The organism is Wolbachia endosymbiont (group A) of Pipizella viduata, from assembly GCF_964028555.1.
Lineage (GTDB): Bacteria > Pseudomonadota > Alphaproteobacteria > Rickettsiales > Anaplasmataceae > Wolbachia.
In genome coordinates this window covers 1,345,638-1,364,892 of the sequence record NZ_OZ034787.1, presented here as the reverse complement: position 1 = coordinate 1,364,892, position 19,255 = coordinate 1,345,638, and the positions used below count along the sequence as shown (strand labels likewise).

16 protein-coding genes and 1 tRNA gene are annotated in these 19,255 nt (G+C 35.4%); 3 read left to right on the top strand and 14 right to left on the bottom strand.

Annotation, left to right across the window (positions count from 1 at the left end; translation table 11 throughout):
- Positions 1–32: 32 nt before the first annotated feature.
- The 7 genes from ABWU50_RS06690 to ABWU50_RS06660 form a co-directional block, all read right to left on the bottom strand.
- On the bottom strand, positions 33–404 hold the full coding sequence (locus tag ABWU50_RS06690; RefSeq protein ID WP_187297371.1) for a hypothetical protein: 372 nt from the start codon (positions 402–404) through the stop codon (positions 33–35).
- Between the two features lie 101 nt (positions 405–505).
- The gene (locus ABWU50_RS06685; RefSeq protein ID WP_353275851.1) at positions 506–1,840 is read right to left on the bottom strand and encodes a hypothetical protein; all 1,335 of its coding nucleotides are present in this window, start codon (positions 1,838–1,840) and stop codon (positions 506–508) included.
- A 49-nt stretch (positions 1,841–1,889) separates the two neighbouring features.
- Positions 1,890–2,930, bottom strand: a complete 1,041-nt coding sequence (locus tag ABWU50_RS06680) for an NAD(P)H-dependent flavin oxidoreductase (protein WP_353275850.1) — start codon at positions 2,928–2,930, stop codon at positions 1,890–1,892.
- 5 nt (positions 2,931–2,935) lie between these two features.
- A complete protein-coding gene (locus ABWU50_RS06675; RefSeq protein ID WP_253307207.1) occupies positions 2,936–3,457 on the bottom strand; it encodes a cytochrome b in 522 nt (173 codons plus the stop codon).
- A 1,199-nt stretch (positions 3,458–4,656) separates the two neighbouring features.
- A complete protein-coding gene (locus ABWU50_RS06670) occupies positions 4,657–6,006 on the bottom strand; it encodes a hypothetical protein (RefSeq protein WP_353275849.1) in 1,350 nt (449 codons plus the stop codon).
- 190 nt (positions 6,007–6,196) lie between these two features.
- The gene (locus ABWU50_RS06665) at positions 6,197–6,487 is read right to left on the bottom strand and encodes a GIY-YIG nuclease family protein (RefSeq protein ID WP_265036635.1); all 291 of its coding nucleotides are present in this window, start codon (positions 6,485–6,487) and stop codon (positions 6,197–6,199) included.
- A 254-nt stretch (positions 6,488–6,741) separates the two neighbouring features.
- A complete protein-coding gene (locus tag ABWU50_RS06660) occupies positions 6,742–10,164 on the bottom strand; it encodes a peptidase M2 (protein WP_353275848.1) in 3,423 nt (1,140 codons plus the stop codon).
- Positions 10,165–10,561: 397 nt separating this feature from the next.
- On the opposite strand from ABWU50_RS06660, the gene ABWU50_RS06655 reads away from it, so the two are divergent.
- The 3 genes from ABWU50_RS06655 to ABWU50_RS06645 all read left to right on the top strand — a co-directional run bounded on the left by ABWU50_RS06655 (position 10,562) and on the right by ABWU50_RS06645 (position 12,848).
- Positions 10,562–10,634 (top strand) — tRNA-Val (locus tag ABWU50_RS06655).
- 26 nt (positions 10,635–10,660) lie between these two features.
- Positions 10,661–11,557, top strand: coding sequence for a cation diffusion facilitator family transporter (locus tag ABWU50_RS06650; protein WP_353275847.1), 897 nt, complete (start codon positions 10,661–10,663; stop codon positions 11,555–11,557).
- A gap of 388 nt (positions 11,558–11,945) precedes the next feature.
- Complete coding sequence (locus ABWU50_RS06645; protein ID WP_353275846.1) at positions 11,946–12,848, top strand: hypothetical protein; 903 nt, start codon at positions 11,946–11,948, stop codon at positions 12,846–12,848.
- Between the two features lies 1 nt (position 12,849).
- On the opposite strand, the gene plsY is transcribed toward ABWU50_RS06645, so the two are convergent.
- The 7 genes from plsY to recA form a co-directional block, all read right to left on the bottom strand.
- Positions 12,850–13,425 (bottom strand): glycerol-3-phosphate 1-O-acyltransferase PlsY, encoded by a 576-nt coding sequence (plsY, locus tag ABWU50_RS06640; protein WP_353276395.1) that lies wholly within the window; start codon positions 13,423–13,425, stop codon positions 12,850–12,852.
- The gene (locus ABWU50_RS06635) at positions 13,425–13,694 is read right to left on the bottom strand and encodes a hypothetical protein (protein ID WP_353275845.1); all 270 of its coding nucleotides are present in this window, start codon (positions 13,692–13,694) and stop codon (positions 13,425–13,427) included. Before ABWU50_RS06635 ends, plsY begins: the two co-directional genes overlap by 1 nt.
- A gap of 10 nt (positions 13,695–13,704) precedes the next feature.
- Positions 13,705–15,171, bottom strand: coding sequence for an alanine/glycine:cation symporter family protein (locus tag ABWU50_RS06630; RefSeq protein ID WP_353275844.1), 1,467 nt, complete (start codon positions 15,169–15,171; stop codon positions 13,705–13,707).
- A 1-nt stretch (position 15,172) separates the two neighbouring features.
- A complete protein-coding gene (locus ABWU50_RS06625; RefSeq protein WP_353275843.1) occupies positions 15,173–16,516 on the bottom strand; it encodes an alanine/glycine:cation symporter family protein in 1,344 nt (447 codons plus the stop codon).
- A 31-nt stretch (positions 16,517–16,547) separates the two neighbouring features.
- Positions 16,548–17,318, bottom strand: a complete 771-nt coding sequence (locus ABWU50_RS06620) for a CDP-alcohol phosphatidyltransferase family protein (protein ID WP_182183504.1) — start codon at positions 17,316–17,318, stop codon at positions 16,548–16,550.
- A complete protein-coding gene (locus ABWU50_RS06615) occupies positions 17,315–18,007 on the bottom strand; it encodes a phosphatidylserine decarboxylase (protein WP_353276393.1) in 693 nt (230 codons plus the stop codon). The genes ABWU50_RS06620 and ABWU50_RS06615 overlap by 4 nt, the downstream gene beginning before the upstream one ends.
- 164 nt (positions 18,008–18,171) lie before the next feature.
- Positions 18,172–19,239, bottom strand: coding sequence for a recombinase RecA (gene recA, locus ABWU50_RS06610; protein ID WP_264687864.1), 1,068 nt, complete (start codon positions 19,237–19,239; stop codon positions 18,172–18,174).
- Positions 19,240–19,255 lie beyond the last annotated feature (16 nt).

The window sequence follows — 19,255 nt, the reverse complement described above, 5'->3', positions numbered from 1 at the left end:
TAAAGATAATTAAAAAAGATAAAAATACTATCTTAATTTTTATCTTTTTTTTCGCTATCGGATTGTAATTTTATATCTTTTGCAAAATTAAATTTTTCTTTTAAGTAGTCTGTTGCCTTTTCTGTACTACCAAACATCATGATCAGTACACCAAACATTATCATAAAAAAGATTAGACCTCTGAACACTACTGCAAGTATCACCGCAGCTATACACAACCCTATGATTGTTGAAGGACTCATATTTTCTACAGTATCTTTAATTGAAAATGAAGAAATAAAATCTTTTACCGTTTCTTGTACATCCTTTAATTCATCACTCACCGAAGCTTCGCTAGAATATGATGCAAAAATGAAACTTAATAAGGCTATAAAAACCAAAACTTTATTCAATTGAATGCGCATCAACTAAATACCCTTTAAATATTCCTCAAATATAACAACTTTTATATCAATAGGCAAGAACTGAATTCACTTATCCACTACAAGTAACACATATTTAATTTTTACAGATGTGAACATGCTGTAAGCTTTTTATCATCAACAAGAGGTTCCACATTAATGGATGTTAATTTACTTGATAGGAAGTTTGAATGCAATTCAGCTACTGCTGCTATAGCAAACACTGCAGCCATAGCAAGTAGTCCTGCTCCTACCAGTCCTGATGTCATTGCTCCTGCAACAATGCACCCTATTGTAGAGAGAGCACAACCTGCTACGAGTGCAACGTGAAGATTTCTGTTATTGGGTTGTTTAAGTGGAATATCTTCACCCTTTTTCTCATTCACAGGAAGTTTCTGCACAGTTGTAATGGTATTTTTTTTGTCCTTTTTTTCTTCAGATTTCACTGGATCCTTTGTGTGGTCATCATCTGTCATCCCAGTGCGTGACACTGGGATCTTTGATTCTTCTCCTCTGGCTTCAATTACCTGCTGTAATGACACCTGGGATAACTCCTCCTTAACTTGATCTGGATTTGCTTGACCACCTGAGTTTTCATTTTCTTGTATCTTTGGCTCTTCTGGTGCAGCTTGCTCTGGTTGCACTTGATTCTCATTCTCTTTTTGTAGATTATTATTTTCTTCAGCAACACTTGGTATTGAGTTTACACTTTCCTCAGATGAAGTGCTTGTTACTAAAGTTAAACTGCTCCTTCTACTACTTGATGCCAAGCCAGATGAATTTATTCCACTATCTGAGTCACTAACACACACTTCTTCTTTAGTTAGACTTTCTAATTTCTGTTGAGTCTGATCCTGCGTCATTAGACTTTCTACATTATTTTCTGTCATCCCAGTGCTTGACACTGGGATCTCTTCTTTTATGGAATTAATAGGTTGTTCTTCTATTTTCGAATATTTATTGCTGCTCTTGCTAGTAATTTCTGAAATTATTCGTCCTATTTCCTTTATTTTTTCTAGTTTTAGTTCTCTTGACTTTTTTATTTCTCTTAGCAACGCTGGAAGAAAGTGTTGGGTATAATTATTATAATGTTCTTTTCCTTCTCCCACTGATTTTTTTAATTTAGCTAATGCTTCAGGGCTAGTTCCTAGATTGGATATCTCTAAGTGTTTTGCAATAGCCTGCTCATCTTGTCGTGCTCTCAGTTCTTCTTCTAATTGAGTTAATATCTTAGGATCGGTAGGACTATTTTTTTGCTTGAACAACTGTTTGCATTTTTTGGCAGTCTCTTGCACAGTTTCTCGCTTTTTTGTTACTGCTTTGAATATAATGTCGTGCATATTCTCAGGCTTTTTTGAAGGACTTGGCATAGACTTCTCCATACATAATAAAATGTATAGATACCCCTTTAGCGTTAATTTTACATTAAAACTGGGCAATTATACCATATTATGGATAATTATAGCAACTTGCTTATTGGAAAGTCACTTAACCATTTGCTTTGCTAACTACTGGGTTTTCTACTTCTACAGATTTGCTGTCAATATAATTATTTGCCTGTTGAATTAATATGTCTATCACTTCTTTTACAGGCTTTTCCCTATCAACCATGCCAACACTTTGACCGGCCATTAAAGATCCCGTTTCAACATCTCCATCAATTACTGCTCTTCTTAAAGCTCCAGCCCAGAACTTTTCTATTTCAAGCTGCCCATCTTCTTTTGAGATCTGTCCCTTTTGGTATTCATCAATAACTTTTTTTTGATGCTTCATAAAATCATCACTTGCTTTGTTGGCTATAGCTCTTACTGGAATTACAGGAAAATCAGCACTTATCTGTACAGAAGGTATTGCATTACGTGCGGCTGATTTAATAAACACTTTCTTAAAATTTTTGTGGGCAATTGACTCATTAGTGCAGACAAATAATGTACCTATTTGACAGCCACTTGCCCCCATTTCTAAGTAATTAACTATCATTTCACCTCTTCCTATTCCACCTGCAACAAACACTGGTATTTGTTCATTTTTAAAATGAGGCAATATCTCTTGTGCGAGAACAGAAGTGCTAACTGGCCCTATGTGCCCGCCTGCTTCCATTCCTTCTATTATTAACGCATCTACTCCCATTTTTACTAACCTTTTCGCAAGGCTTAATGCTGGTGCAAAGCACATAACTTTAATGCCTGCACTCTTAATTTTTTCTATATTAGGCTTCGTTGGTAATCCGCCAGCAAGCACTATATGGCTTACTTTCGTTTCAATACACACATCTATCAACTCACTCAACTTTGGGTGCATAGTAATTAGGTTTACACCAAATGATTTGTTAGTTAATTTCTGTGTCTCTATGATTTCTTTTTTCAATAGGTCTGGAAACATTGCACCACATGCAATTACACCAAAACCACCAGCGTTTGAGATTGCCGAAACCAAGTTTCTCTCTGAAACCCAGCTCATAGCACCACCCATTATCGCAAACTCACTACCAAGAAAATCTGTTCCTTTTTTCCAGAGGCTACTTAACATATAACCTATATCATACGTTTAAAAATGTTTTGCTTATCTATAAATGTGTGTTTCAAAGCGCCAAGTATATGCAAGATTATAAAGAGTACCATAAAACATGCAAGCATCGAATGTAGCTGATTAGCCGTGTTAGCTAGATCTTTGTTTTGATTAATCAACAAAGGGATATGAAAAAAATACTTGATCTTTTTGCCAGAAGCAGAAGACATAACATAGCCAGATAGTGGCATTAGCACCATTAAAGAATATAAACCAAAGTGTACTGTTTTACTTGCATTGATTACAAACCGAGAAAAATTTGCTGGAAGTCGTGGAACATAAGTAAAGACGCGAAAAAATATGCGTACTATGATTAGTCCAAGAATAGTGATACCGCAAGCCTTATGAATAGCGTATATGTTGAACTTAATCTCATTGCTAAGTGGTAAGCTTTTCATATAAAGTCCAGAGCAAAGCATACCAATAATAAAAACAGCCATCAACCAATGGATAACTCTTAAACCTAGGCTATATTTATCGTCTTCCATTTTGATTACCCTAAAGTAGCATTTATATAATAGAAGAACTATTTTTCAATCAAAATTATTAAAGCAATTTAGATTTACCGACAATGTAGCTATACAAATTCGACCCAGCCGGGAGTCAAGTAGCTGGCCGGCACCTAAGCCATAAACGGATTAAATGCAAAACTTCCTTGACAAACTCCGCCAGCCCCCTTATTGTAGTATTAAGGGTATTTCTGACTCAAAACTTGTTTTTGACCTGCAGGCTCAATGACAAAATTCAGTAAAAAACTTAGGGTATTTTTTGGCGGATTACATAAAATTATAGCGGCTGCATGTCTTTTTTATTTTTTCTACATTCAGCCAAATCGCGCTTATTTTAAGCGTTAGCACATTATTACAGCGCTACTTACAGTAATATAGAGTCAAAACTCGCACCACGGGGCTTCTTTTGCCTTTTTTTCGTTTGGTAAATTTCTTAATGTTTGTAGCTAAAGCAATTTAAGAGACCGAAAATGGTCAGTGCTCCTTTTTTTGTCATCTCAGCACCTTCTTCTGTCATCTCAGCACCTTCTTCTGTCATCCCAGTGCGTGACACTGGGATCTAGCCTTTATTATTTGGTTGAAATTAAGTCTTCTGGATCCCAGTGTCAGCTACTTTCATAACATCATCATAAAGTGAAATGAGATCCCAGTGTTAGCTACTTGGATGACAGGGGAAGGTATTAGGATGACACCGTCATAAGGTGAACCAGTGCTCCTTTTTTTGTCATCCCAGTGCGTGACACTGGGATCTAGCCTTTATTATTTGGTTGAAATTAAGTCTTCTGGATCCCAGTGTCAGCTACTTTCATAACATCATCATAAAGTAAAATGAGATCCCAGTGTTAGCTACTTGGATGACAGGGGAAGGTATTAGGATGACACCGTCATAAAGTAAAATGAGATCCCAGTGTCACGCACTGGGATGACAGGAGAAGGAGGCTACTTTCATGACATCATAGAGGCGCTGGGATGACACCCTGACAATCGTCATCCCGCTGCTTTTTAGCGGCTAAGAGATACCGTGGCGGTATGGCGTAGAGCTCGCGTTAGCTATGCTTTTATACTCACCAAATAAGTTTGCTTGTAAGCAAGCAAACTTTCCTAGATTCCAGCGTCACGCGCTGGAATGACATTGTGGGGTGTTAGGTGTCATCCAAGTAGCGTGACTACTTGCTGTATTACCAAGTCCAATTAAGTGCAGCATCATCACTTGTTGGAATTTCAAAGGACGGTTGTGACACTGTCTCTTTCACAACTTCTTTAATCCTTGCATCTGCTACATTAACTGTAAAATTTGGGTCATTAACTACTTTAGCAGCTATTTCGGCATCTGATGGAACTAATAACTCCTTTGCTGTCTTTGTATTATTACTATACACTTTAGCATTTTCAGCAAGAAATCCTTCTAATTTATCCACTAAAATTGATTTGTTGCCATCTTTTGCAGGAAGTATAGCTTCCGCGAAAGCTTTTTGGTTTGCTGCATCTGTAAGGTTGGAAGCATTTTTCTTAGCAAAAGTAGCACCTATTTTGGTTTCAGAGATTTTGTTATTGCCATCTTTTGCATCAAATATAGCATCCACAACATCTTTCGCTGCAGCTTTTGTTTTAAGCTCTGTAGCTTTGACAAATGCAGTATCTGCAGCAGTTTTAGTGTAAACATCTGCAGTATTAGCTTTGTTGGCTAGATCAGCTGCACCAGCTTTCTTTCCTAACTCAGTATCGACGTAATTCTTGTCAGCTTTGTGAGTTAGAGCGGCTGTGTCAGCTTTTTTTGCCAACTCATCATCTACACCTTTTTTAGTATATATACCAGTAGCACCATCATCTTTTGCTAATTCTGGTATTAAAGCGTCTACAACAGGCTTTTTTGCTACTTCTTCTTCAAGAACTGTTTTTGTACCAGCAGCATTTTTTACGCCAAGAATTTCTTTCACAACAGGCTCTTTTGCTACTTCTGTTACAAGGATTGATTGCGGATCGTTAGCATTTTCTTTTGCACTAAATATAGCTTTCACGACAGCTTTTTCTGCAACTTTCTTTGTAAGAACTAAGTCATTACCATCTTTTGCATCAAGTACTTTTCCTGCAAAGTCTTTGTCAATATTAGTACCATCTTTTTTGGCAAACGTGGTACCTAATTCAGTTTCAACTACTTTCACCTGTTTACCTGAACCATCATCCTTTGTTACTTTCAATATTGCTTCTACAACAGGCTTTTTTGCTACTTCTTCTGCAAGAATTGTTTGACCGTCTTGAGCGCTTTGTGTAGCGAATAATGCGCTTATAATATTGCCAAGACCTGTTGTAGTAGTTTCAGTACCACTATTTGGGTGATATTTAAATACTACATCTTTTAGGGTGCTTAGCTTGATATCATCGATTTTAGTAAGACCAGCAATATTTGAAGCATCTAGGGTATATTTATTACCATTGCCATCTTCATAAACTACGACTTTAGCATCACTTAAGTCTGTTGCTTCTTTGACTCTTTCTGGCTTTTCATAAAATTTCAAACTAGCTACCATATAACTCTTCGTTAATTATAAAAACCATAGGGTGCATGAAAAAAGTATAATTTTCGTTAATGCTAGATTTTACATAAGATTTCCTTGAAACTTTTCATTTCAGAATTCTTCTCTTGTCATTCCAGTCCCCCTCTCCTGTCATCCCAGTTCCCTCTCCTGTCATCCCAGTGCTTGACACTGGGATCTCATTTTATTTTGTAATTTCATCATATAAATCAGCCCAATTTGGGTTTTCCCTTTCAACTAAATCAATTTTCCATTCTCTTTTCCAGCTTTTCAAAAGTTTTTCTCTGTTCAGAGCTGAACCTACGTCTTGAAATACCTCAAAGTAAACTAATTTCTGCACATTGTACTTTGATGTAAAGCCAGAAATAACTTTATTTTTATGTTCCCAAATTCGTTTAGTTAAATTTGACGTTATACCTATATACAGAGCCTTATTGTGCTTGCTTGTAAGTATATAAACATAATAACTTTTCATATATAGTAAATAAATTCCCAGTGTCAAGCTACTTGGATGACACCGAAGGGGCTACTCGCATGACAGCTAGCCTGACAACCGTCATCCCGCTACGTGTTAGCGGGATCTAGAGATACCGCTGCGGTATGACGGTTCGCGGTGGTATGACGTAGGACTGCTGTCATCCCGCTACTTGTTAGCGGCTAAGAGATACCGCGAATGAATCGCGGTATGACGTGTTGCTTGGGTCAGCTATACTTGCCTCCCTGTATGTATTAGATGTAGGCTGAGTTGTGGTCGTGATAAATGTGGTCGCTTGTGTAATCAAACATTTTCACAAAGCCATTCTCTAGATAAAGATTATATTCGTGATGTTGATCTGATAATACAATATTATCTTGCTCCCCTAAATTGAAATGACTTGAATCTGACAGCAATTCGTAATTTGGATTATCTATTTTACTAATGCTGCTTATTACTTTGCCATTACCACTTGATATAGCCAAACTATAACTATCACCATCCTTCATTATTTTGATGGACACCTTATCTTCAGGTAACACTATAAGCTTTTTCGTATCACTATCGTGAACTATAAATTTGCCATCTTTAAAGTAATATTTGTCTTCCGGCAAAGCACCAACCTTATAATCTGATGTACGCAGTTTGTTGCAAAAATCTAACACAGATTGCTTTTCCGCTCCTTCTGCTCTATCATATAAGGCTTTTATGTCGTAATAATCTATGGTTACATTTGCCTTGTGCTTCCCTTCTGAGTCCTGCTCGTAGCTCTTTTCTATTTTCAGGATTGTATCTTTCAATACCTGCTCTTTCTCCTCGACTAAAGATGCTCTTTTTGTTCTTGTTAAACTTTGTGATGAAATTGACTGATCAGACTGCATTTCACTATTGTCGTTTGATACAGTTCTCTCTTCAGCAGCTTGTGCAACAACATTAGTAGTATTGTGACTTATGTTAACTTCTGTCTTAGTTTCACTTACTTGCCCTTTTGGACTTTCGGTTTGTTTCTCTTTTGTGAATATTCTCTGATAGTCCGTGTAGCCTCTATTAGTGTCACCGATATCACCATCACCTTGATCGAAAGTTATTTTTTTACTTCCATTCCCCATGTCCTCAATTTCAACTTGAGGAGAAACAGATGCGAGGAAGTCGTTATAACTGTAGTTATAATCAGCAGAAAAGAATATTTTCCCTTTGAAGTTATGGAAATTATTAGATAACATTCCAATTTCTTCATCAGTATCACCATCAAATAGTTTTACTTTAGTGAAATATGCTTGATCTTTTATTCTAACTATTTCACCGCTAGAGTTTCTTTGTATGTGGTAATCATTTGGGCCATACTTTATAGCAAAAAGTTTGCCAGAGCCATATTTCTCTAAGTTTATAAGGCCCACATTTACATGTTTATGGGAATAATCTCTCTTCTCATATTCATTTGCAAATATTGGATCTATATATCTATATTCATCTGGTATGCCATTATACTCTCTCCCTTCAGAGTCAGATGGTGCTAACTTATATTGTCCATCCTTTTGCACTAACTTTAGATGAGTAACTTTTTCAGGTAACTCATAGCGCACATTTTTTCCGTGATCATGAATGAACAAGTTACTTCCATTTGTAATTTCACCTCTTTCATTTTTCACCTCTTCGGTAATATAAAAGCCCATATTTTTGAACTCATGTAAGCGCTCGTCTCCTTGCTTTACAACCGCTTCGTATACATCGTCGTCTGTCCTATCTGTTCCCTTATTATCCAGTAATTTTCCTTTTTCCACGATTACTCCATTTGCCTTTTGCTCATCAGAATATTGTGCATGCTTTGAATCCTGATGATTCAAAATTTTGGTACCTCTAAGGAGCAGAGAATCTAAATCTTTTTGGATGTGTCCAGTGCTAGGATGCAACAATTCATTTTCGTGTAAATGCGCTTCATCAAAGTATTCATCGCGTTCAACTGTTCTGCCATCTATCAGAGAAGCTTTATACTGACCATTTTCTTTTGTAATAGCCATATAAGCACCACCATCATATTGAGTATTTAAGTTGTGCAATATATCCTCAAAAACAAAAGTTTCTTTAGTTTGGCCTTCAACTTGCTTAAAAAATCCTGATTCGCTCAATAATTCTCCAAGCTTTGTATTTCCATCATATATGGACAGCGCACCCTTATTTCCATGACCAAGAGCTTTGATAGAGAAAATCTTACCTTCTTGTAGGTCAATATGATTTGTACCTCTTATCAAGTTTGAATCGATATTGATCATTTCTTCTAACATCTTTTCTACGTCGATGTTCTGAGTTGACTTTAACTGTTTTGAACCAGTGCTTATCATCTCATCGAGCAAGGAACCTTTTAATTCCTCATATTTGGAGGGAATTGAATGATATTTGTCTGAATACTCTTCATAAGAAATCTCTTGTCTATGGTATTTTTCACCTACTTCATTGGATTCCTTGAGAATCTGCTCATCCAGGGCTTTTAATGCATTATCATAAACTTTCTTTAAATTCTCATCGTAATTTGACAATGTCCTTAAAGCCTGATTTTTATATTCTAAGCTGTTTTGATATTCATTACCTTGTTGATCAGAGTAAGTTAGTTTATCCTGTCCATCAGAAGTTTTGATTACCTTTAAGAAATGATATTCCTTTGATATATCGAGGTTATCATTTGTTGCCCTATTAACAGCACGAGCATAATCATAAAACGACACATGTTCTACAGGAGAAAAACTTCCAACGTTTTCTCCATCTATTTTTTCTATATTTGCTTTATAATAGGATACATTTTTAATTTCTCCACCCACTATTTCTTGACCGTTTGCTATAAAATCTCCTTTTGTAACTTGTAGGGCATTAATTTCTTCCATAGCAGTTTCTGTATCATTCTCAGCAAGCCAACTTTTGAAGTCAGCATCATGTCCTTTTATGTCTTTCAAGAAACTTTTTGACTCATCTGAGTTACCTTGACGTAAAGCATCTAGGTAGTCTCTTAATAAACTAGGATCTTTTTCCTGTAAGTACATTATCAACGCATGACCTGTTTTATAAACCAGGCTATTTGCTTCGCTGTCCTTTGAATATTCTAAACTTAAAATTTTATCTAAATCCAAATTTGCAGCTTCAGTTTTGTCGATACTTGATCCTTGAGAATTGAATTTATGATCTGAATGATGCTCAAAGTAATCTGCAATTCCTTCCATTAATACTGTAGGTAGGTGCTTACCTCCTGTAGCCAAGTAAGTTAAACCATGTGCAAATTCATGCTGAAGGTTATGAACGCCACCTTGCTGATAGACATACATTTCAGCAAAAACATCAGCTTCCCCTTTGTAGTAACATTTACCACCCTCATCTCCAAGGTAAGAACCGAAACGCTCGCTTCCGCCAAGGTGAGTGTAATCATCCTTGTCATCAAACATATAAATTTTAAATGTTTGTTCTGAGTTGATGTGTTCTAACTTGAATGTATCTTTAAAACTAGTAGCTGTTTCTTTTATCTCACTTTCAATTGTTGCAATTTTACTTGCTCTTAAATTATGAGAATAAACTTCGACTTTAATATTTAAATCTTTAACTTCTACAACATGTGGCGAATTAAACCCTTTGCCGTTATTGTTAAAGTATTCTTCTTTAGTTATATTTTTATTTATTTGTTGATTGATTGTCATAATTCTAACCTCTAATTTATTAACTCTTCAAATATAAGGTGATCTCTACTAAAAAAGTGTGAATTTTCATATTGGTATAATCTATATCTTAGTGAAGAAATATAAGTAATTAATTTAATATGAACAATATAAGATATAGCTATAACTAAAGCAATTTAGATTTACCGATAATTTGGTAAGCTATGAACTCGTCATTCCGCTACGTGTTAGCGGAATCTATGCTGAGATACCGCGAATGAATCGCGGTATGACGTAGGAAAACCTGACCTGCACTAGCTATAGGCTCTATAGCTTGATCACAAAAAAAATCTAAATTCTAACGTTACATTAGGATAGGGTAAGAATTTAAAAGCAAATTGACTTTCATTCCACCAAAGCACTATACTAAAACCACGATGGGTAATTAGCTCAGTTGGTAGAGCACTTGCTTGACGTGCAAGCGGTCGCTGGTTCGAACCCAGTGTTACCCACGTTTTTGTTCATGAAAAGATTTTATATGACAGCAGTGCATAACGGCAAACACTCAGCAGCACAGTCCAAGCGCTTAATCTATTCCATAATAATAGTTGCGATAACAATGTTTATGGAAATAGTAGGTGGAATAATTTCACATTCGCTTGCTCTACTATCAGATGCAGGGCATATGCTCACTGACCTCTTTGCCTTAGTTTTAAGCTGGTTAGCACACAAATTTTCAGCTAAGAAATCTGATTTGCAAAGATCATACGGGTATCATCGGTTGCAGATAATTGCAGCATTTGTTAATGGTTTAACTTTATTCTTCATTGCAGTAATCATTATAATTGAGTCAATAAAAAGATTTATTTTTCCGGTAAATGTTGAGTGGAAAGTAATGTTAGTAATTGCTACACTTGGCCTGATCTCTAATATTATAGTCTTTTTTATATTACATAGTAAATGCGAGAGCAATATAAACATAAAAAGTGCTGTACTACACGTTATAGGAGATATTTTAGGTTCTGTAGCTGCTATACTTGCATCCATAATTATCATGTTTACTGGATGGCAAATGGTGGATCCGATTTTATCGGTATTTGTCAGTATAATCATTTTGAATAGTGGCTACAAAATTCTAAAGAATTCTTGCCACATACTTCTTGAAGGCACACCTGAAGGGATATCTACTGAGGAAATAAAAAGTAAGATCACATCAGAATTACCTGAAGTGATAGATGTGCACCACATACATGCATGGTCACTGTCTGATAATTATTTTATAATTACCATGCATGCCAAAGTAAAGCAAGATGCACAACACACTGATATTTTGTATGAGATAAAAAAAATACTACTAAATAGGTTCGAGATAGCACACTCTACAGTCGAGATCGAATACGATGAGTGTGCGGATAATAAGATACTTAAACATTGACGTTTTAAATTACTATGCTATTACTAGAGTGTAATGATGTTGAAGATAAGCTATAATAGGTATTTCTCAAATACAATTTCCTCGCAGTGGTTCCAGTAAAGTTAGAATTGCTCTCTATTTATCTTTTTATTATGCGTTAACTATAGTAACCATTCCTACTTCGATAATAGCTAGCTTAGTATCTACTCTATATGATACAGAAATTAAAACATTTCTTGGATATAAAAAAATAAAAGGTGGGGAAAAAATAAGTAATAAAGAATATTGGAAAATATTTGGTCAAGGTAACATAATCAAGTCAATCGCAGTTTCATGTATTGCTGGGCTAACAATTTATTATTTTTTCTCTAAGTCTTTAATATTAGCTTGGCTGCTGGCGCCGATACCATTGGCAATTGGAATAATCCTATTGCAGCCCGAAACAAGGCCAGCAACACTTAACCCTATAGCCTTACTTAAAGCTTCATTAAAGCTACTTTCCGATGGTTTGTATGAGAATTTAGTTGGTACAAAAAATGTAATAAATGCTATGAAAGAACATATGATGCCTCATATGGCAAATGATAGCATTATTGACAGTATTAATACACTAAAAGATAAATATGGTGAGAAGATACCAGAATCTAATGGTGTTATACATAATGATGAATTTGTTAAGTTTATTAAGTTCGTAGAAGGGGAAAAAGAGCTTGGAAACAATAATAAAAAAGAATTTATTAACTTTCTTAATAAATGGTGCAATAATGATGAACAAGTTCATGTTTCTGGACTCATGGGGGGGCAAATTTTATATTTGGTTCTAAAGGCTTGTAATAGTGGAGATAGTGAATCAGTTGCAGTAAAAAGGCAAGAGTTAGTAAAGTCTTTAATGTATGCCATGAACTATGCTAAAGGAACAATTGTTCCTGAAACCTGCTTTACTGGTATTATTGGTGCAATGTTAAAGTCATTAGAAGGAATACACCCTGGTATTAGAGTAGAATACCTTGTAGAAGATAGAATTGGAATATGTGCAGAAGATGAGGCATGTGAGTTTATTAAGAAAGAGCTGCAAAAAAAGAAGAATCATAAAGAAATCCTCAATGCCTGGGATAAGTCAGATGATAGCAGTAACCAAATAACTTCTAATTTTATTCAAGAAATCAAGATACCTTTAATGAGAAATTTGTTTAGCTTGGATTGTAGTGAACAGAATGTAGTAGATACAATAGAAAATCTTGAATATATTAATCCAGGAAAATTAACCGACCCAAACATCGATAATATAAGAAGCAACAGGGTCAGCACATGAATTATAAAAATTTATGTTCCTTGCCTTGCAGAAGATTCATAATATTCTTGTAGTGCTTGAGAAAAACTAGTGTTCCTATAACTAGTAATGTTAAGAACAAATTCCTCTGAAAAAAAAAGGACCATGCTACAACCGTTGAAGTAGCAGTCAAAGAAGCAAGAGAAGAGTATCTAAAGATAAAAAATACCACTATCCAGGTAAATATAAATATCAAGGCAATTGGCATATTAAGTGCTATCAGAACTCCCAAAGTTGTTGCAACTCCCTTTCCTCCACTAAATTTTAGCCATACAGGAAACATGTGTCCTAAAACTGCTAAAATTGCAGATACATATATATAAAAATCGTTATTATCACAAAATTGTTGTGCTATATAAACGGCGATGAATCCTTTCAAGGAATCCAGAAATAATGCCAGAGCAGCAAGACATTTATTTCCTGTTCTTGCAACATTTGTAGCGCCAATGTTTCCTGAACCTACTTCTCTTAAGTTTATCCCTTTTATTCTTGTAATGATTAAGCTAAACGGTATTGAACCTAATATGTAGGATAGTATAAGGATTACGTACCTCTCCATCATTCTAGCATCCTCTCTCTTGTCATCCCAGTGCGTAACACTGGGATCCAGCGAACTTTGTTCGCAAACGAACCTAGTAGATAAATATAAAATTTTACATTAAAACATAACACTATGGTGGAACTATATACAAAATAGATCCCAGTGTCACGCACTGGGATGAAAAGAGGGAATTTTGGGATGACAAGAAAGAGTTTTGGGATGACAAGAGGGAGTTTTGCTATAACAATAAGATGGCACTGGAATGACATCTGTTGTTGTACCTTCATATGCCAAAATTTAATTAATTTTATTATTCCTCAGCCTCTTTAGGTAGCACTGAACTTCATCGTTAATCTGATTACTAAACAGTATAAGCGCTGTCATGTTGATGAGAGCTAAACAAGAGAACAAAGTTCCACCGATATTGGCAATAGCCATTATATCTTTAGAAAGACCAGAGAAAAACGCTACAATTATTACCGCTATGCGATATATCACTATACTTTTTGCACCGAATAAATATAGCCACCCCATTTCACAACAATATACAAATGAAATTACCGAAGAAAATGCAAACAAAGGTGCAGCTATTGTTAGAAGCATAGGAAACCACGGAGAAACTGTCTCAAATGCTTTTTGAGTGACTAATATCCCTTCACCAACACTAGTCTGGTATGCACCTGTTATTACTATTGTTATTCCAGTTAAACAGCAAGTGAGCATTGTATCAAAACACGGTTCTATCATAGCAACAAGCCCAGTTCTTACTGGTTCTTCATCTTTAGTTGTTGCATGAGTAATTGCAGCAGAGCCGACACCAGCTTCGCTGGCAAAAATTGCTCTTTGAATTCCAGCAACAAATGCCCCTACCATCCCTCCGCCAACAGCATTAAAATCTATCATGCTGGAAAATAATATCTTAAATGTGTGACCAAGATTGTGGATATTAAATCCAACAATAACAAGGCAGCTACATATATATATGAGTGACATAATAGGCACTAGTGCAGAAGATACTCTAGCTATCCTTTTAATTCCGCCAATAATCACTAGAGCAAGCAGCGCAGAGATTATGGAAGAAAGAAACCAAGAATGACCATCTACCCAACTTGAATAGCCAGATAATATTGAAACCATTTGGTTGGTTTGAAATGCTACACTTCCACCAAGACCTGATAATACAAAGAATACTGCATATATTGCAGCTAAAACAATACCAAGTTTTTTAAATCCAAATTCCTCCAGACCATTCCTTATATACTGAAAGGGACCACTAAACAATTGCTCCTGATCTTCTGTTCTATGTCTAAATGCTAAAGTCACTTCGGCAAATTTTGCTGACATACCAAAAAAACCTGTAATCATCATCCAAGGCACCGCTCCTGGCCCTCCCATTGAAACTGCAATTGCGACTCCAGCAACAGTTCCAAGGCCTACTGTGCTTGAAAGTGCAGTCATAAATGCCTGAAAATGCGTAATATGACCATCATGGTGATTCGTGTCATATTTTCCACATAAAATAGCAAACGCATGCTTAAACATTCTTATGTTGAGAAATCCAAAACGTAATGTTAGAAACACATAACCAAAAGCTAGTAGAAAGATTATAAATGGCACGTAAAGGATTTTGAAAAACAGCACTTCATTCATGAAGTTATTTATTCCATTCAACACAGCATCATAACTTTCATAAAAACCTGAAGCAGCGTACACATCATTAAACAATAGGCAAAATAACACCATACAAAGTAATCTATAAATCATGTTAATACCCTTTAGAATTGTAATAAGAATCTATTGTATTCAAAACTTCCCTTCTTAGTAGATATATTGCAACAGCATTTGGAATCATAAGGCACATGAACAAACTGTCGCCTAGGTAAGATATAAATTCTATATTTTTTGACATACAACTAATATACACTGAAACCACTATAAGAATTTGGAACGGTATCAGTATTTTTTTATTACCAAATAAATACAGCAGAGCAACTTCACAGTAGTAACAATAAGCTATTATTGTAGAAAATGCAAAGGAAAACATCATTAGCGGAAAAACTAACTTGCTGAACAAGGGCAAAACTGTTGAAAATACCGAACTAATTAGTGTAATATCACCCACGTTATCAGTGCTATGCATACCAGTAATAATTATCACGATACCAGTCAAAAATGAGATTAGTATTGTGTCTATAAGTGGTGCAATCATTGCAACGCATCCAACTTTAATTGGATATTCTTCTTTTACAGATGAATGTGCTATAGCTGCTGTTCCGGTACCTGCTTCGTTAGCAAACACTGATCTTCTCACTCCTGCTATTAATCCGCTCAATACTCCGCCTCCTATAGCTGATTTATTGAAGATGTCTTGGAATATTATGGATAGAGCATTCAGCAAATTACTTCTGTTTACATAAATTAAATATATACACATACCCATATATAGCACTATCATAATTGGTGCTAAGCTCGTTGAAACGAAAGCAATGCGCTTTATTCCTCCCAATATTACAATAAAGACAAGCAGGGATATAATAACAGATGCGTTGTATTCAAAGAGGTTATTTGACAATGCTGCTATCTGATTCGCTTGAAATGGTATACCGCCCAAAATCATTGCAATAAGTAGCATAATCGCATAAGTAAAGGCAAGAAATCTACCAGTTTTTGCAAATCCAATTTTTGCAAGCCCGTACTTCATGTAATAAAAAGCCCCGCCAGTTGCATTTTCAGAGCGATAGGTGAATGCAAGCACCACCTCGGCAAACTTTATCGACATACCAAGTATTCCGGTAATTACCATCCAAAAAACTGCACTTGGGCCCCCTATTGTGATAGCTATTGCAACTCCTGATATTGTTCCAAGACCAACTGTTCCTGAAATTACTGTTGCAAACGCTTGGATATGAGTGATTATGCCATTGTTATTGTTATTACACTTTAGATTGAATAGCGTCTGTATTCCATGCTTGAACAATCTAAAGTTAGTGAATTTGAATTGGATGGTACAAAAAACCCCAGTTGCAATTACCCAAATAATTATAAATGGAATGTTGAATATCTTTATGTACAGAAATGAATTTAACAGTTCACTTATTTTTACAATCATGCTGCTCACTACTTTTTATTACAACTTATAGCTAACGAGCTTTATACGAGTAATATATATAAAGCCCAGTGCTTACTGGAATAGTAAGTACATACACTACACCTAAAATTGGTAGCGTCATCCAGGGCTTACTGATGAAAAATATAATAAGTACTCCAAAAAATGACACAAATATATAGGATAGGCTTTTGGGAACATAAATATATTTTGCAGAGAAAGTTGGAATGTGACTTATCGAAAAAAATGAAATGGCCAGAAAGTAACAAGCTACGTTTCTTGTGTTAAAAAATCGCTCTATGAGAAGTAAGTATTCACTCTCATGAGATTGAAAGGTAATAATTATTGGTAACAAAGAAAGTAAAGCACACACTGGAGCTGGGACACCAGAAAAGAAAAATTTTTCCCAGTGTGATTGTTCTGAGTGTAGCGAAACATTAAATCTTGCAAGTCTTATTGATATGCAGATTACGTATATCATTACTAAAATCCAACCTATGACTTTGATTTCGTTTAGCTTCCAAAAATACAAAAGAAATGCAGGCGCTGCACCAAAATTTAGAAAATCTGCAAAAGAATCAAGCTGGGCTCCAAAATCGCTAGTTGATTTTAGAATTCTAGCTATTCTGCCATCCATTCCATCTATTATTGCTGCAATGATGATAAAAATTACTGAGAATTCCCATTGTTCATTAAATGTAAATTTAAGTGAAGTGAGACCAGAACATAAACCCAATAAAGTTATAAAGTTTGGGAATAATTTAGTAATAGGTAAGAATCTACTGTTACTTCCATCGTTATTCATATAACGTCAAAAGTAAGCTTCTCTTGAACGTTTTCCTTATTTAAGTTTGCTATAATTGTTTCACCACCAATAACAGTTTGCCCTTCTGAAACTCTGACTTCTATATCAGCAGGAACATAAATATTCACTCTACTACCAAATCTTATAATTCCAAACCTTTCACCTGCTTTCACATTCTGGGATACTCCTAAATTACAAACGATACGACGTGCAATTAATCCAGCTATTTGCTCCACAATAATTTCTTTTCCCTTTTCGTATTCAATCACAATAACCTGCTTTTCATTTTCATTACTAGACCTATTGCTCATTGCGGATACAAACTTGCCTTTTTTATAATTCATTTCCTTTATCGTACCAGATATTGGTATACGGTTCACATGGACGTTCAAAACACTTAAAAATATGCTAACAAGCGTGAACTTCTTCTCTTCTCCATTTTCTGCCGATAAAGGATAATTAACTTCTTCAATTTTTGAAATCACACCATCAGCAGGACTTAATATAAGATCCTTATTGTTTGGCACAGCTCTTGTTGGATCGCGAAAGAAATAAGTACACAATAATGTCGTAAACAAGCACGTAACACCAAACCCCCAAGATATAGAGAATGCTATACACGTTACTATAAAGGCAACGACTATAAATAAATAACCTTCCCTGTTTATATTAGGTAAACTAAAACACATAATCTTATTCACAATAACCTATTGTTAACAATTTATCATTTATAATTTCTCATGAAAAGCTTTTTTTAACTGCTTCAGCAAAGTCCTCTTGATACAAGGTAACATTACAGATTAGCACACACCGTCATACTGTAACAACCCATCCAACACAAACTAAGTTTAGATCAGAACACTGATTCTTCTAAAAGTTGCTCACTATCCTCGTCTATTATAATAGAATTATCATGATTTCTGAGTAAATCTCTGATTTTCATTTCTATTTCATTTGCGACTTCTTTGTTTGTTTTTAGGTAAGTTTTTACATTCTCTCTTCCTTGTCCAAGACGTGTATTGTTATATGAATAGTAAGCACCTGCTTTTTCAAGCACACCAAGCTTTGCTCCCATATCTATTATTTCTCCGAGTTTTGATATACCTTCATTGTACATTATATCAAATTTCGCTTCTCTAAATGGAGGAGCAACTTTATTTTTTACAACTTTAACTCTTGTTTCATTGCCTGTAATATTTTCTTTGTCTTTTATTACACCAACTTTTCTTATGTCAAGCCTTACAGAAGTATAGAATTTTAATGCATTTCCACCCGTGGTAGTTTCAGGATTTCCATACACTACTCCTATTTTCATACGAATTTGATTAATAAATATCAATATACAGTTCGCTTTTGAAACGGCAGAGGTTAGCTTTCGTAGCCCGTGACTTAGAAGCCTTGCTTGCAGCCCCATATGTTGATCACCCATATCACCTTCAATTTCAGCTCTTGGAGTTAACGCTGCAACAGAGTCAATAACTATCACATCAACTGCACCAGAACACACTAAGTACTCAACAATGTGTAATGCTTGTTCCCCAGTGTCTGGTTGCGAAATTACTAAATCATCAGTGCTTACCCCAAGTTTACGAGCATATAAGACATCCAATGCATGTTCTGCATCGATAAATGCGCATGATCCTCCTTTTTTTTGTGCTTCAGCAATCACGTGCAAGGCAAGAGTGGTTTTACCAGAACTCTCGGGACCAAATATTTCAATTATACGTCCTTTTGGCAGACCTCCAACACCTAGAGCCGAATCAAGCGCAATTGATCCTGTGGATATTGTGTCTATTTTCTCTACAGGGTTTTGCTTCAACTTCATTATTGCACCTTTACCAAATGCTTTTTCAATCTGGCTTATTGCGTTATCTAATGCTTTTTGCTTATCATTATTTCTTTCTTCTGAGTTGTTTGCCATGGATCATTTATTAACT

What these genes read in the sequence shown, in the direction of transcription:
- ABWU50_RS06690 (WP_187297371.1), bottom strand. Translation starts at nt 404, where the DNA reads ATGCGCATTCAATTGAATAAAGTTTTGGTTTTTATAGCCTTATTAAGT.
- ABWU50_RS06680 (WP_353275850.1), bottom strand. Translation starts at nt 2,930, where the DNA reads ATGTTAAGTAGCCTCTGGAAAAAAGGAACAGATTTTCTTGGTAGTGAG.
- ABWU50_RS06675 (WP_253307207.1), bottom strand. Translation starts at nt 3,457, where the DNA reads ATGGAAGACGATAAATATAGCCTAGGTTTAAGAGTTATCCATTGGTTG.
- ABWU50_RS06670 (WP_353275849.1), bottom strand. Translation starts at nt 6,006, where the DNA reads ATGGTAGCTAGTTTGAAATTTTATGAAAAGCCAGAAAGAGTCAAAGAA.
- ABWU50_RS06665 (WP_265036635.1), bottom strand. Translation starts at nt 6,487, where the DNA reads ATGAAAAGTTATTATGTTTATATACTTACAAGCAAGCACAATAAGGCT.
- ABWU50_RS06660 (WP_353275848.1), bottom strand. Translation starts at nt 10,164, where the DNA reads ATGACAATCAATCAACAAATAAATAAAAATATAACTAAAGAAGAATAC.
- ABWU50_RS06650 (WP_353275847.1), top strand. Translation starts at nt 10,661, where the DNA reads ATGACAGCAGTGCATAACGGCAAACACTCAGCAGCACAGTCCAAGCGC.
- plsY (WP_353276395.1), bottom strand. Translation starts at nt 13,425, where the DNA reads ATGGAGAGGTACGTAATCCTTATACTATCCTACATATTAGGTTCAATA.
- ABWU50_RS06635 (WP_353275845.1), bottom strand. Translation starts at nt 13,694, where the DNA reads ATGAAGGTACAACAACAGATGTCATTCCAGTGCCATCTTATTGTTATA.
- ABWU50_RS06630 (WP_353275844.1), bottom strand. Translation starts at nt 15,171, where the DNA reads ATGATTTATAGATTACTTTGTATGGTGTTATTTTGCCTATTGTTTAAT.
- ABWU50_RS06625 (WP_353275843.1), bottom strand. Translation starts at nt 16,516, where the DNA reads ATGATTGTAAAAATAAGTGAACTGTTAAATTCATTTCTGTACATAAAG.
- ABWU50_RS06620 (WP_182183504.1), bottom strand. Translation starts at nt 17,318, where the DNA reads ATGAATAACGATGGAAGTAACAGTAGATTCTTACCTATTACTAAATTA.
- ABWU50_RS06615 (WP_353276393.1), bottom strand. Translation starts at nt 18,007, where the DNA reads ATGTGTTTTAGTTTACCTAATATAAACAGGGAAGGTTATTTATTTATA.
- recA (WP_264687864.1), bottom strand. Translation starts at nt 19,239, where the DNA reads ATGGCAAACAACTCAGAAGAAAGAAATAATGATAAGCAAAAAGCATTA.